Annotated in this window: 10 protein-coding genes; 6 read left to right on the plus strand and 4 right to left on the minus strand. The window is 69.0% G+C overall.

All coding sequences use genetic code 11. From position 1 onward, the window contains the following. Genes PV679_RS19345 through trxA form a run of 4 tightly spaced genes read left to right on the plus strand, consistent with a single transcriptional unit; the run spans position 1 to position 4,487 of the window. Complete coding sequence (locus PV679_RS19345) at positions 1–969, plus strand: J domain-containing protein (RefSeq protein ID WP_319681558.1); 969 nt, start codon at positions 1–3, stop codon at positions 967–969. 34 nt (positions 970–1,003) lie between these two features. Beyond that, positions 1,004–1,390 (plus strand): chaperone modulator CbpM, encoded by a 387-nt coding sequence (locus PV679_RS19350; RefSeq protein WP_319681559.1) that lies wholly within the window; start codon positions 1,004–1,006, stop codon positions 1,388–1,390. Then, positions 1,381–4,008 carry an ATP-dependent chaperone ClpB gene (gene clpB, locus PV679_RS19355; protein WP_319681560.1) on the plus strand — a complete coding sequence of 876 codons (2,628 nt, stop codon included), beginning with the start codon at positions 1,381–1,383 and terminating at the stop codon, positions 4,006–4,008. Before PV679_RS19350 ends, clpB begins: the two co-directional genes overlap by 10 nt. Further along, positions 4,005–4,487: a thioredoxin gene (gene trxA / locus PV679_RS19360; RefSeq protein WP_319681561.1), complete on the plus strand. Its 483-nt coding sequence runs from the start codon at positions 4,005–4,007 to the stop codon at positions 4,485–4,487. Before clpB ends, trxA begins: the two co-directional genes overlap by 4 nt. Positions 4,488–4,529: 42 nt before the next feature. Here the strand turns inward: trxA and PV679_RS19365 are convergent, their stop codons facing one another. Both PV679_RS19365 and PV679_RS19370 read right to left on the minus strand, forming a co-directional pair. Beyond that, on the minus strand, positions 4,530–5,417 hold the full coding sequence (locus PV679_RS19365; RefSeq protein ID WP_319681562.1) for a discoidin domain-containing protein: 888 nt from the start codon (positions 5,415–5,417) through the stop codon (positions 4,530–4,532). Positions 5,418–5,427: 10 nt separating this feature from the next. Then, entirely contained in the window at positions 5,428–7,080 is a 1,653-nt protein-coding gene (locus PV679_RS19370) for an alkaline phosphatase D family protein (RefSeq protein ID WP_416069750.1), read from the minus strand. 407 nt (positions 7,081–7,487) lie between these two features. Here PV679_RS19370 and PV679_RS19375 point away from each other — a divergent pair, with 407 nt between their 5' ends. Further along, a complete protein-coding gene (locus PV679_RS19375; RefSeq protein WP_319681564.1) occupies positions 7,488–9,827 on the plus strand; it encodes a M4 family metallopeptidase in 2,340 nt (779 codons plus the stop codon). A 125-nt stretch (positions 9,828–9,952) separates the two neighbouring features. On the opposite strand, the gene PV679_RS19380 is transcribed toward PV679_RS19375, so the two are convergent. After that, on the minus strand, positions 9,953–11,296 hold the full coding sequence (locus PV679_RS19380; protein WP_319681565.1) for a lysine N(6)-hydroxylase/L-ornithine N(5)-oxygenase family protein: 1,344 nt from the start codon (positions 11,294–11,296) through the stop codon (positions 9,953–9,955). A 76-nt stretch (positions 11,297–11,372) separates the two neighbouring features. Here PV679_RS19380 and PV679_RS19385 point away from each other — a divergent pair, with 76 nt between their 5' ends. Beyond that, positions 11,373–12,320: a methionyl-tRNA formyltransferase gene (locus PV679_RS19385; RefSeq protein ID WP_319681566.1), complete on the plus strand. Its 948-nt coding sequence runs from the start codon at positions 11,373–11,375 to the stop codon at positions 12,318–12,320. A 144-nt stretch (positions 12,321–12,464) separates the two neighbouring features. On the opposite strand, the gene PV679_RS19390 is transcribed toward PV679_RS19385, so the two are convergent. Beyond that, positions 12,465–13,316 (minus strand): ABC transporter ATP-binding protein, encoded by an 852-nt coding sequence (locus PV679_RS19390; RefSeq protein ID WP_319681567.1) that lies wholly within the window; start codon positions 13,314–13,316, stop codon positions 12,465–12,467. Positions 13,317–13,318: the final 2 nt, after the last annotated feature.

Below are 13,318 nucleotides of genomic sequence, written 5' to 3' on the forward strand. Positions count from 1 at the left end.
ATGGCACGCGACTACTACGAGGTGCTCGGCGTCCCGCGCACCGCCGACGCGGCCGAGATCCAGCAGGCATTCCGGACCCTCGCCCGCCGCCACCATCCGGACGTGAACCGCGACCCGGCCGCCGAGGACCGCTTCAAGGAGATCAACGAGGCGTACGGCGTGCTCTCCGATCCCGATACCCGCAAGCGCTACGACCGCTTCGGCGCCGACTTCCGGCAGATCCCGGAGGATTACGACGAACGGGTCGCCGCCAACCAGGGCTTCGGCGGCGGCGGTGCGTACGGCGAAGGCCCCTTCCGAGGACGCCGGAGCGCCGCCCGAGGAGGCCCGCGGGTCCGGACGGAAGGCGACTTCGACACCTCCGGCGTCGACTTCGAGGATCTCTTCGGCGATCTCTTCGGCGGCCGGGCGGGCCGGAGCGGCGGGCCGGTGCCCGGCGCCGACCAGGAGGCGGAACTCACGCTCACCGTGGAGGAGGCGTACCGGGGCGGCCGGCGGAAGATCACCTTCGGCGGACCGGGCGGCGAACGCGGCTACGACGTGAACATCCCGGCCGGTGTGATCGACGGCCAGCGGATCCGGCTGGCCGGGCAGGGCGGCCAGGGCCGCGGCCGTGGCGCCCCGGGCGATCTCTATCTGGTCGTCCGGATCGCGCCGCACGACCGTTACCGCCTCTCGGGCCGCGACATCCACGTCGATCTGCCCGTCGCTCCGTGGGAGGCCGTGCTCGGTGCGACCGTCCCGGTCACCGGCCCCGGCGGGACCGCCACGGTCCGGGTGCCGCCGGGCACCTCCACCGGCCGCCGGCTGCGGCTGCGCGGTGAGGGAATGCCTCATCCCAAAGGTTCTCCCGGCGACCTCTACGCCGAGATCAGAGTGATGGTGCCCCCGTCGCCCAGCCCGCGCGAACGCGAGCTGTTCGAGGAGCTGGCCGCCGTCTCGGCCTTCGACCCGAGGAAGCAGACATGAGAGCCCATCGGCTTTCGATCCGAGGAGGCAGGACATGAGCACGCCCCATCAGCGTCCGCCCGCGGACGCCGTCGGACAGAAAAAGCCGCGTGCCCGGTATCCGCTCGCGCTGATCTACCGGGCCGATCCCTATCCGCTGACCCTGGACAGCGTCGCGCGCGGCAGCGGCCTCCAGCCGGAGCTGGTCCGCCGCTTCGTCGCGCTCGGGCTGGTGGACGCCCGGCGGGACGCCGCCGGACGGCTGTGGTTCCGCACCGGCGCGCCGGCGGCCATCGCACGCGTGCAGCGGCTGCGGACAGGACTGCCCCTCAACTACGCCGCCATCGGCCTCGTCCTCGACCTGCTGGACCGTATCGACCGGCTGGAGAAGGCGCTGCGCCAGAGCGAGCGGGCCGCCAAGGAGTGCACCACATGGACATGAACCGCCTTACTCAGAAATCGCAGGAAGCTCTCCGGGAAGCGCAGAGCGTCGCGGTACGGCTGGGCCGGCACGAGGTCGACGGCGAACATCTGCTGCTGGCCCTGCTCGACCAGCAGGACGGTCTGACGAACCGGCTGCTCGGTCAGGCGGGAGCCGATCCGGCGGCGTTGCGCGCCGCCGTCGAGACGGACCTCGCCAAGGGCCCGCGCACCACGGGTCCGGCCGCCGCGCCGGGCCAGGTGATGGTCACCCAGCGCCTCGCCCGGCTGCTCGACACCGCCGAACAGGAGGCCAAGCGGCTCAAGGACGAATACGTCTCGACCGAACATCTCGTACTCGCGCTGGTCGACGAGGGTCCGGCCACCGCGGCCGGCCGCCGGCTGGCGGAGCAGGGCGTCACCAAGGACACCTTCCTGACCGCGCTCACCCAGGTGCGCGGCAACCAGCGGGTCACCTCCGCCAATCCGGAGGACGCCTACGAGGCGCTGGAGAAGTACGGCCGCGACCTGGTGGTGGAGGCCCGTACCGGCCGTCTCGACCCGGTGATCGGCAGAGACTCCGAGATCCGCCGGGTCATCCAGATCCTCAGCCGCAAGACCAAGAACAACCCCGTGCTGATCGGCGAGCCCGGTGTCGGCAAGACCGCCATCGTCGAAGGTCTCGCCCAGCGGATCGTGCGCGGTGATGTCCCGGAAGGACTGCGGGACAAGACCGTGTTCTCCCTCGACCTGGGCTCTCTGGTCGCCGGAGCCAAGTACCGCGGCGAGTTCGAGGAACGGCTCAAGGCCGTGCTGGCCGACGTCAAGGGAGCCGAGGGCCGGATCCTGCTCTTCGTGGACGAACTGCACACCGTCGTCGGCGCCGGCGCCGCCGAGGGCGCCATGGACGCCGGCAATATGCTCAAGCCGATGCTGGCCCGTGGCGAGCTGCACATGATCGGTGCCACCACACTGGCGGAGTACCGCAAGCGCATCGAGTCCGACGCCGCGCTCGAACGCCGGTTCCAGACCGTCCTGGTGGAGGAGCCGAGCGTCGAAGACGCGATCTCCATCCTGCGGGGTATACGCGAGCGCCTGGAGGTCTTCCACGGCGTCAAGATCCAGGACGGCGCGCTGGTCGCCGCCGCCACCCTCAGCCATCGCTACATCAGCGACCGTTTCCTTCCCGACAAGGCCATCGACCTGGTGGACGAGGCGTGCGCACGGTTGCGTACCGAGATCGACTCCATGCCCGCCGAGCTCGACGAACTCACCCGCCGGGCCACCCGGTTGGAGATCGAGGAGGCGGCCCTCAGCCAGGAGACGGACCCGGCCAGCCAGGCCCGGCTGGAGGACCTGCGCCGCGAACTCGCCGATCTGCGCTCCGAGGTGGACGCCAAGCACGCCCAGTGGGAGGCCGAACGCCAGGCCATCCGCCGTGTCCAGGAACTGCGCCAGGAACTGGAACGCGCCCGGCAGGAGGCTGAGCAGGCCGAACGTGCCTACGACCTCAACCGCGCCGCCCAGCTCCGCTACGGCACCATCAGCGAACTGGAACGCCGCCTCGCCGCCGAGGAGGAGCAACTCGCCGGGAAACAGGGCGAGACGAGGCTGCTGCGCGAGGTCGTCACGGCCGATGAGATCGCCGAGATCGTCTCCGCCTGGACCGGCATTCCCGTCTCCCGGCTCCAGGAAGGCGAACGGCAGAAGCTGCTGCGCCTGGACGAGATCCTGCGCGAGCGGGTCGTCGGGCAGGACGAGGCCGTCCAGCTCGTCGCCGACGCGGTGATCCGCGCCCGTTCCGGAGTGCGCGATCCGCGTCGGCCGATCGGCTCCTTCATCTTCCTCGGCCCCACCGGCGTCGGAAAGACAGAACTCGCCAAAACCCTCGCCGCCGCGCTCTTCGACAGCGAGAGCAGCATGATCCGCCTCGACATGAGCGAGTACCAGGAGAGGCACACCGTCAGCCGTCTGGTGGGAGCGCCTCCCGGATACGTCGGCTACGAGGAGGGCGGCCAGCTCACCGAGGCCGTGCGCCGCAAGCCCTACTCCGTCGTCCTCTTCGACGAGATCGAGAAGGCCCACGCCGATGTCTTCAACACACTGCTGCAGGTGCTGGACGACGGCCGGATCACCGACTCCCAGGGACGCACCGTCGACTTCCGTAACACCGTCGTCATCATGACCTCCAACCTCGGCTCCCCGTATCTGCTCCAGGACGCCACCGCCGCCGGCGAGATCAAACCCGAGGTGCGCGACCTTGTGATGAGTGAACTCAGCAGCCACTTCCGGCCCGAGTTCCTCAACCGTGTCGACGACGTCGTCCTCTTCCACCCGCTCGGCATCGCACAGATCGAACGCATTGTCGATCTGCTCCTCGATGAGCTGCGCCGCCGCCTCGCCGAGCAGCGCGTCCACCTCGCGCTCACCGAGGAGGCCCGCCGCCTGATCGCCGCCGAAGGCTACGACCCGGTCTACGGAGCCAGGCCACTGCGCCGCTTCATCTCGCACGAGGTCGAGACGAAGATCGGCCGTGCGCTGCTCGGCGGCGAGGTCCGCGAAGGCGTGACTATCCTGGTCGACGCCCGGGACGGCGAGCTGGTCGTCACCTTCCAGGACGAACCGGAGGGATCCATATGAGTACCACCACCGTCCGCTGCGCCCAGTGCGGCAAGGCCAACCGCGTGCCCGCCGCCGCGCAGGGCCGGCCCACCTGCGGTAACTGCCGGGCTCCGCTGCCCTGGATCGCCGAAGCCGACGACAGCGACTTCGCCACCGTCGCGGAGGAGGCCCGGCTCCCGGTCCTGGTCGACTTCTGGGCCACCTGGTGCGGTCCCTGCCGGATGGTCAGCCCCGCGCTCGAACAGGTCGCCACCGAACTGGCCGGCCGGATCAAGCTGGTCAAGGTCGACATCGACAGATCACCGGCACTGGCCCAGCGCTTCGAGATCCAGGCCGTGCCCACGCTGGTGGTCCTGCACCACGGTTCCACCGTCGCGCGCCAGGCCGGAGCGGCGCCCGCGCCCGCCCTGCGCCAGTGGGTGGACAAGGCCCTGACGGACAGCGCGCGGCGGGCCGACGACCGAGCGGCCCACGCGGGCCGCGGCGACGAACGGTGAGGCCGCTTCGGCGCCGCACCGTTCGTCGCCGGGCACGTCGAGTCAGGAGGCGTAGACCTCCAGCTCCACGACCCGGGAGTACGTCACGCCCTCGTTGCTGGACTGAGTGACCACGCGGACGGCGCTCGCCGTCAGCGGTGAGAAGACCGAGCTGACCTTGCCCGCCAGATTGCCCCGCACCCGCGCCACGGTCTTCCAGTCGTCGCCGACCAGGGCCTGTACGTCCCAGTCCCGCAAGCCGTAACGGTCCGCCGGGTACTTGGCGGAGTCAAGTGTGTAGAGGTCCACCCGGCCGACCGTCTCCGGCTTGTCGAACGTCACCCGCAGCCAGTCCGGGAAGCTGCCCTTGGTCGAGTCGTTCCAGCCGGTCGTCGATCCCCAGTGAGTGGAGTCCCGGTCGCCGTCGACGGCCCCGCAGGCCGGATAGTTGGGCAGGTTCTCCGAGGACGCCGAGACCTCCACGTAGCGGGCCAGATCGCCGGTGTCGTCCACCGGCGCCGGCTCGACGTCGACCGGCAGTGACAGCCGCTGGTCGCCGGTGGTGACGGTGATCGTGTAGCGGCCGGGCGGAGTGTCCCGCGGCGCGCTCACCGCGATCGCCACCTTGAGCGTGTAGCCGGCGGGCAGATAGCTGGAGACCAGCGACCGGGACAGCCGCAGCGGCTCCGGTGCCGAGATGAAGGCGTCGGCGTAGACGTCCTCGCGGCCCGCGTTGCCGAATCGCAGTTGGAAGCCCTGGTTCGCGCAGGGCACCGGGTTCACCGTGACCTGGCCGACATCGGTGGCGAGAGTCAGTGGGGAGGCGGCGGGCCTGGCGGCGATCGCCGGTACGGCACCGCCGAGTACCACCAGGACGACGGCCGCGACGGTGACGGCGATGGAGCGACGGCGGGCCGGCTCCGCCCACCGGCTCCGGAGAGTGCTCAGCATGGCGTTCCCCTCATACCGGGTTCAGGCCGGGTTCGCCGGCCTCGACAGTGAACGACTTGATGGTGGAGACCGGCGCTCCGGTCCGGTCGACGTACGACACCGCCCGGTAGTCCGCGCGCAGTTCGCGCGGGGTCAGCCGGACCACCAGATAGCCGCGCCGTTCGTTGACGAGCTTGAGATGCGGATTGGCGTCATAGAACTTCTGCCCGATGGCGGAGACATCGGTACCGTTCCCGCCGCTGCTGATCGACGTCGTGACCAGTTCCACCCCGAAGGTCTCGGAGGCCGGGTCGGTGAAGTCCCGCTTCATGTCCATCGCGTACGCGGCGTGCACATCGCCGGTGAGTACGACGGGATTGCGCCCGCGCAGCGCGGCCAGCCCGTCGAGTGTCTGCTTCTGCTCGGCCGCGTAGCCGTCCCAGGCATCCATGTTGTAGAGCGCTCCGGCGGTCGGATCCTGGTCCATCCGGCTCAGTACCACCTGGTTGGCGAGCAGATTCCAGGTCGCGGCGGAGCGCCGGATCCCGTTCAGCAGCCACTGCTGCTGCTGGGCGCCCGCGAAGGCGCGCGCGGGATCGCGGCGCGCCTCGGAGTCGGTTTTCCATCCGTCGCCGGACGCCTGGTCGGACCGGTACTGGCGGGTGTCCAGCACGTTCAGTTCGGCGAGACGGCCGAAGGTGAACCGGCGGTACAGCATGTAGTTGGGGCCCTGCGGCGCCGGTGAGCGCAGCGGCATGTGCTCCCAGTACGCCCGGTAGGCGCTCGCCCGCCGGACCAGGAAGTCCTCGGCCGGAGCGTTGTCCCTGGATATGAGGTTCGCGTAGTTGTCCTGGACCTCGTGGTCGTCCCAGACCGGTATCCAGGGAGCGTTCTGGTGCGCGGCCCGCAGATCGGGATCCGACTTGTAGAGCGCGTACTGCAGCCGGTAACGGTCGAGTGTGTCGGCCTCGGTACGGAATTGACTGGGCACCGGGTCCGGCAGATCGCGCAGTCCGCCGGCGGTCGAGATGCCGTACTCGTAGATGTAGTCGCCGAGGAACACCACCGCGTCGACATTCTCGTCGGCGAGATGGGAGTGCGCCGTGTAGTAGCCGTCCGGCCACGACTGGCAGGAGGCGACCGCGAAGGTGAGCTGATCGACCCGCCGGCCCGGCGCCGGCGCCGTCCTGGTGCGGCCGACCGGGCTGAGGTGCTTGTCCGCCTTGAAGCGGTACCAGTAGTGCCGGCCCGGCTCCAGCCCGCGCACGTCGACGTGCACGCTGTAGCTGTACTCCGGCCGCGCCTCGGCCTTGCCGGAGCGCACCACGTGCCGGAACCGCTCGTCGGCGGCCACCTGCCACTCCACCGGCACCGTCTGGTACGGCATACCGCCCAGCGGCTCGTACGGACGCGGGGCCAGCCTGGTCCAGATCACCACCGCGTGCGGCAGCGGATCACCCGAGGCGACACCGAGCGTGAACGGGTCGTCAGGGAGGCCGCCGACGGCGGCAGCGGCGTGCGCGCCTCCCGGCAGGCCGGTCGCGAACGCCAGCGCCGTCGCGGCGCCTGTCACGGTCAGAAAACGTCGCCGGGCCAGGCGCGCCGCCGGTCTGTGGTCTTCGTTGTCGATCACGTACAGGGCTCCTTCCAGGGGCCTCGGGCTCGATTCACAGCCGTGAATCATTAACGGGCCGCTGGATGGCCGCCGAATGACCGCGTTCGGACCAGCACGTGGACCCAACCCGTCAACCGCTTGTGCGGGGGACCTCGTGGAGACCGGCTGGAGAGGCGGGTGCCGTGGCCGAGCCCCGGGAGTTGAGTAAGGGAAGCGGCCAATGTGACTGAAAAGTCTATTTGTTGCCGCTGTGTAAAGGCCCATGTGGTTCAGGTGTGGAGAGCCGGTCGACCTCGAACCGGTGACCGAGTTTCGGACAACGCTTCTCACTTTGCTGACAAAGAGATCTTCCGCTGAAACGATCTATACACCGCGCGGGCGTCGTATCGCACCTCTCCTTGCCGGAGGACATGTCCAGCCTCCGGTCCCCCGTTCCAGCCGGCCGTCACCCACGACCGGACAGAAGGAGTACACGCGTGACGAGTATTTCCCGTACCAACAGGGGCACTTCACCTCACGATTCCCATTCCTCCCGACGCACCGTCAACGGCCGCGGCCGTGTGGTGGCGACCGCGGCCGCCACGGTGGCCGCGCTCTTCGTCTCGGTCCTTCCCGCCTCGGCCGCCGTCGCTCGCCCGGCCGACCCGGATCGGACGCTCCGGCCGGTGGTGGCGGCACTCAGACCCGGTGCCGAGGCCCTCCAGCTCTCCTCCACACAACGGCAGAAGATGCTCAAGTCCGCGGCCGACGCCGGGACTGCCACCGCCCGCTTTCTGAAGCTGGGCGACAAGGAGAAGCTGGTCCCGAAGGACGTCGTCAAGGACGCCGACGGCACCGTGCACACCCGGTACGAGCGGACCTTCGCCGGACTTCCCGTCCTCGGCGGCGACCTGGTGGTCCACGATCGCGCCGGTGACCGTACCGTCACCAAGGCCGCCGACGCGGCGATCTCCGTACCGACGACCAAAGCCACCGTCACGGCCGCCGTCGCGAAGAAGTCGGCCCTGTCGGTCGCCGCGAAGGAAGGGACCGGCAAGGCCACGCCGGACGGCGCGCCGCAGTTGGTCATCTGGGCGAACGACGACTCGTCCACGCTGGCCTGGGAGTCCGTCGTCGAGGGTGTGCGCGAGGACGGCACTCCCAGCGAGCTGCATGTGGTCACGGACGCCAGGAACGGCAAGAAGCTCCAGGAGTTCGACCGTACCCACGCGGGCATCGGCCAGGGCCAGTTCAACGGCGAGGTACAGCTCGGCTCCGTCCGCAACGGTGACGTCTACGAACTCACCGACACGCAGCGCGGCGGTCACAAGACGTACGACCTCAACGGAGGTGGTTCCGGCACCGGAACACTCCTCACCGACGCCGATGACGTCTGGGGCGACGGCACGCACGCCAACCGCCAGACGGCGGCCGTGGACGCCGCCTACGGCGCGCAGAAGACGTGGGACTTCTACCACGACCAGTTCGGCCGCAACGGCATAGCCAACGACGGCGTCGGCGCGTACTCCCGCGTCCACTACGGCCGCGGATATGTCAACGCCTTCTGGGACGACGAGTGCTTCTGCATGACCTACGGTGACGGCGAGAACGACGCCAACCCGCTGACCGCTCTCGATGTCGCCGCTCACGAGATGACCCATGGCGTCACCTTCTCCACCGCGGACCTGTACTACTACAACGGTGAGTCCGGCGGACTGAACGAGGCCACCAGCGACATCATGGCCGCCGCCGTGGAGTTCTTCGCCAACAACCCGAACGACGTGCCCGACTACGAGGTCGGCGAGCTGATCGACATCAACGGCGACGGCACCCCGCTGCGCTACATGGACGAGCCCTCCAAGGACGGCATCTCCCAGGACTACTGGTCCACGGAGACCGAGGGACTCGACCCGCACTTCTCCTCCGGTGTGGCGAACCACTTCTTCTACCTGCTCTCCCAGGGCAGCGGACAGAAGACCGTCAACGGTGTGGCCTACGACAGCCCCACCTACGACGACAAGCCGGTTCCCGGACTCGGTCTGCACAACGCCTTCAACGTCTGGTACCGGGCGCTGACCCTCTACATGACGACCAACACCGACTACGCGGACGCCCGCACCGCCACGCTCCAGGCCGCCGCCGACCTGTTCGGCAAGTCCAGCGAGGCGTACGAGACCGTCGGCAACACCTGGGCCGCCGTCAACGTCGGCGACCGCTTCGTCAACCACATCGCACTGAGCTCGCTGTCCGACCAGGAAGGTGCCGTCGGCCAGCCGGCCGCCCTGACGGTCAACGCGGCGACCAGCCGTCCTGGCGGCCTGACCTACTCCGCCACCGGCCTGCCCAGCGGCCTGTCGGTCGACGCCACCACCGGCCGGATCTCCGGCAGCCCGACCGCGGCCGGCGACTTCACGGCGACCGTCACCGTGAAGACGACCCAAGGTGACTCGACCAAGGCGACCTTCGCCTGGAACGTCATCCCGTCCGGAGGCGACTTCTTCGTCAATCCCTTCGACGTACGGATCCCTGACGGCGGCGGCGCACCCGCCGAGTCCCCGCTCGTCGTCACCGGCCGCGAGGGCAATGCCCCGAGCGACCTCCAGGTCACGGTCGACATCGTGCACACCTGGCGCGGTGACCTGCAGATCGACCTGGTCGGCTCCGACGGCACCGTCCGGCGGCTGAAGAGCTCCAACAGCGACAGCGCCGACGATGTGCACGAGACATACACCGTCGACGCCTCCGACATCCCCGCCGACGGCACCTGGACGCTTCGCGTGCAGGACCTCTACAGCTACGACACCGGCTACATCGACAGTTGGAAACTGACCTTCTGATCGCTTTCCGTCCACCACACCGGCCAACACCCGCCGCGCCCGGCTTCCGGGCGCGGCGGCGCCGTTCGCGATCCGGACGAGTGGCACGTCCCAGTGGCCGCCCCCGTGCGGGGGCGGCCTCGGATTCACACGGCGCTCGGCGCCGTCGCCAGAGCGTTCGCCGCGCGTGCCGCGACGAGCGACTCATGGATCTCGCCGGCGCGCACAGCGGTATTGGACAGCAGTGTCGAGGTGATGCCGTGGGTGTGCTCGGTGCCGCCCTGCAGATAGATGCCGGACACCACATGCGGAGCCGTGACCACACGGTGGTCGCGTCCGACGAGTATCGCGTCCTCCTCGTCGCGCTGGCAGAGCTTGCCCACTCCGCCGAGGCGCTCCCCGATGTCCTGCGGACGGTAGCCCGTCGCGTGGACCAGCAGATCGGCGCTGAGCGCCTCCCGTTCGCCGGTCGGCAGGAACTCCACCGTGATGTCCAGTCCGTCCTCGCGCGGTTCGACCTCGCGGATCCGGGAGACATTCAGCATGCGCAGCCGCTGCTGTCCCTGGACCTTCTCCTGGTACATGGTCCTGGACAGGGCTTCGATCAGATCCATGTCCACCACCGAGTAGTTGGTGGAGCGGTGATAGTCGAAGAGCGACTGCTTCACGCCACGCGGCGCGTTGTAGTAGATGTCCACGGCCTCGGGATCGAAGATCCGGTTGGCGAAGGGACTGTCGTCGGCCGGTGTGTAGCCGTACTTCGAGAAGACGGAGCAGATCTCGGCGTCCGGGAAACTGCGGTGCAGATAGTCGACCGCCTCCGCCGCGCTCTGTCCGGCGCCGAGTACGACGGCCCGGCGCACCACGGCCTTCCGGCCGGCCAGCTCCGCCACTCTGGGAATCAGCTCGCTGTTGTGCCAGACCCGGTCGGACAGGACGGTTCCCGGCGGCAGATGGGGTTCCATGCCGGTGGCCACACAGATATTGTGAGCGCGGCGTACGACCAGCCGCTCGCGGTCCGCCGGGTCGCGGCTGACCACCTCGAACCACCGCACCTCGCCTTCCACCGTCACCGGTTCCACCGAGACGACCTCCGCGGAGTACTCCACGAGAGTGTCCACTCGGGCCGCGGCCCACTCGAAATAGTCGTGGAACTCGATGCGCAGCGGGAACAGCGTCTTCTGGTTGAGGAAGTCCACCAGCCTGCCCTGCTCCCGCAGGTAGCACAGGAAGCTGAAATCGCTCGTCGGATCCCGCATCGTGACAAGGTCCTTGAGGAACGACACCTGCATCGTGGCATCGTCGATGAGCATGCCCCGGTGCCAGCCGAAACGCGGTTGCTTCTCAAGGAATCCGGCTTGTATCCGTTCGTCGGGCGGTACTTGTTCGTTCCGCTCCTGAATCGCTATCGCGAGCGCCAGGTTTGACGGCCCGAAGCCGATCCCCAGGACGTCGTAAATGGTGTCCGGCTCACTGTGCAGTGTGTTCACCGCGTCATCGCCTCCCTCGGCAGGCACATATTAGATAAGGTAAGGCTTACCTTGCAATGTCTGAGGAGGATTCACCATGCGGGTCGTCATGTTCGGCTACCAGACCTGGGGCCATCGCACGCTGCAGGCTTTGCTGGACTCCGAGCACGAAGTGGTCTTGGTGGTGACGCACCCCAAGAGTGACCACGTCTACGAGAAGATCTGGGACGACTCGGTGGCCGAACTGGCCGAGAAGCACGGCGTGCCGGTGCTGCTACGCAACCGTCCCGGCGACGAGGAACTGCTCCAGGCGCTGCGGGAGGCGGCACCCGACATCATCGTCGCGAACAACTGGCGGACCTGGCTGCCGCCGGAGATCTTCGACTTCCCGCCGCACGGCACGCTCAATGTGCACGACGCGCTGCTGCCCGCCTACGCCGGCTTCTCACCGCTCATCTGGGCGCTGATCAACGGCGAGCGGGAGGTCGGCGTCACCGCGCACCGCATGGACGGCGACCTCGACATGGGTGACATCGTGCTCCAGCGTTCCGTGCCGGTCGGACCGGCCGACACCGCCACCGACCTCTTCCACAAGACGGTCGATCTCATCGGCCCGATCGTGCGGGAGGCGCTGGAGAAGATCGCGTCGGGCACGGCCGAGTGGACCAAGCAGGACCGCTCCCGGGCGAGCTTCTTCCACAAGCGGTCTGTCGAGGACAGCAGGATCGACTGGAACTGGCCCGCGGAGGACCTGGAGCGGCTGGTACGCGCCCAGTGCGACCCGTATCCCAATGCCTTCACCCACCACCGCGGCGAGCGCATACGGATCGTCTCCGCCGGTGTCTCCAAGGCGCGTTACGGCGGCACTCCCGGACGGATCTTCATCCGGGAGGACGACGGTGTGGTCATCGTCGCGGGCGCCGAGGCGCGCTCCGGCCGGTGCCGGGGGCTGGTGATCAGGCGGCTGCGTACGGAGGACGGCGTCGAGCACGCCGCCACGGACTACTTCCGCACCATGGGCGGCTATCTGACCGACCGTCCATGAAGGCGGTCCTCCGCCGGAGGGACACGCCGCGGTAGCCAACGACGGCGGCCGGCCGAGGAGTTGGGCGCACCGGTCCCGGTCCGGCCGGGAGCGCGGCGACATGGCCGCCCTCCCGGCCGGACCGGGACCGGCGGAGGACCCTGGTCAGGTCGCCGTCCCGGTGACCGCGACCGGATCGCCGGCGGGATGATGGCGGCTGACCGGGATGATCATCGGCGTGCCGCTGACCGGGTCGGTGGCGACCTGACAGCGCAGTCCGAAGACCTCTTCCACCGTCGGGGCCGTGATGACCTCGCCGGGCGGGCCCTGCGCGGCGATCGCGCCGGCCTTCATGGCGATGACGTGATCGGCGTAACGGCACGCCTGGTTGAGATCGTGCAGGACCATGACGACGGTGCGTTTCTCGTGCCGGTTGAGGTCCGTGATCAGATCGAGGACATCGATCTGATGGGCCATGTCGAGGTAGGTCGTCGGCTCGTCGAGCAGCAGGACAGGCGTCCCCTGGGCCACGGCCATCGCGATCCAGGCACGCTGTCGCTGGCCGCCGGAGAGTTCGTCCACCGGCCGGTGGGCCAGCTCCGTCATCGAGGTGGCGCGCAGCGCGTCCTCCACGGCCTCCTCGTCACTCCTGGACCACTGGCGCCACCACGTCTGATGCGGCGAACGGCCCCGGCCGACCAGGTCGATGACGGTCAGGCCCTCCGGCGCGACCGGCGCCTGCGGCAGGATGCCGAGCCGCTGGGCCAGTTCCCGGGTCGGTACGGACTGGAGCGAGCGGCCGTCGAGCTGTACGGAACCGGCGCGCGGAGTCAGCAGCCGCGCGAGCGCCCGCAGCAGTGTGGACTTCCCGCAGGCGTTGGCACCGACGATCGCGGTGATCCGTCCCGGAGGGATGGCGACATCGAGATCCTCGACGACGACGCGGTTGTCGTACGCCAGCCGCACGCCCTCGGCCCGCAGGTCGGGGTAGCCGGGGTCCACGGAGTTCGATGACATGT

Source organism: Streptomyces sp. AK02-01A (assembly GCF_033795305.1).
In the GTDB taxonomy this organism is placed as follows: domain Bacteria; phylum Actinomycetota; class Actinomycetes; order Streptomycetales; family Streptomycetaceae; genus Streptomyces.